Genomic DNA, 906 nt, shown 5'->3' with positions numbered 1-906 from the left:
ATAACCAGTTAAAAGTCCATTGTCAGCGACTGGCCGACATGGAATACCTGTTAGTCCACGGCGGCAGCCGGGGCCATCTGTTGCAGTATGAACTGCTGTGGAACGGCGACAGCGCAGAAGCAGCCCATCTGTGCGGCCTGATTGACCTGACAGCGCCGGAAAAACCGGTAAAACCCTGAATATGACTTACACAAGTTGGACTGACTGAACCGCAAGTTGCCCCTAAGTTGGGGTCAAGTTGGGTCCAAGTTGGAGGTCGGAAAACCGACTTCAGGCCGCAGCAATACTGGGCGGAATGGCTCGCAAGTTGGGGAAGGTTGAAAAACACTGTTCCGGCAATAATCAGAAAAAGTCGTCGTATCGTACTGCCAGCTCATCATCGAACCCGAAAACCCGGAATACGACCGACGCAAGTTGGACTGACTGAACCGCAAGTTGCCCTCAAGTTGGGGTCAAGTTGGGCCCAAGTTGGAGGCCGGGAAATGGACGCCAGACCGCAGCAATACCGGGCTGAACGGTCCGCAAGTTGGGGCAGACAGAAAAGCACTGTTCCGGCCACCTAAGAATCAAGCCATCGTACCGTCGTGATGTATCACACACTGATAATAATAACCGCTGTTCTCTACAGGAAATCCCATCATGTCATCACCCGTTAAACGTCAATCCCACCCGCTGACCCTGCGCCAGCATCTGGACGCGTATCTGGATAACCTGCTGTTGCAGGGGGCGAGTCAAAAGAGCCAGTCCGCCCGTCATGAACGGCTGTCGCCGTTCGTCAGCTGGTGCGAGGAACAGGGCGTAATATCCGCCGCTCAGGTCACTGAACCGTTACTGGCAAACTGGCAGCATTATCTGGCCCGGTACCGCAAGGCCAACGGCCAGCCCTATACGCCGGACAGTCAGCGC

1 protein-coding gene and 1 pseudogene are annotated in these 906 nt (G+C 55.3%); both read left to right on the top strand.

Annotated features, from left to right (window positions below; all coding sequences use genetic code 11):
* Positions 1–317 precede the first annotated feature (317 nt).
* Positions 318–563, top strand: a complete 246-nt coding sequence (locus tag EAE93_RS23900) for a hypothetical protein (RefSeq protein WP_146747490.1) — start codon at positions 318–320, stop codon at positions 561–563.
* A gap of 76 nt (positions 564–639) precedes the next feature.
* Positions 640–906, top strand: a pseudogene (locus EAE93_RS23895) (site-specific tyrosine recombinase XerC); the annotation flags it as partial.

It is taken from the genome of Photorhabdus akhurstii, from assembly GCF_018448925.1.
Lineage (GTDB): Bacteria > Pseudomonadota > Gammaproteobacteria > Enterobacterales > Enterobacteriaceae > Photorhabdus > Photorhabdus akhurstii.
Note: the sequence above shows the minus strand (reverse complement) of the source record. Positions and strands in the feature narration are given on the sequence as shown.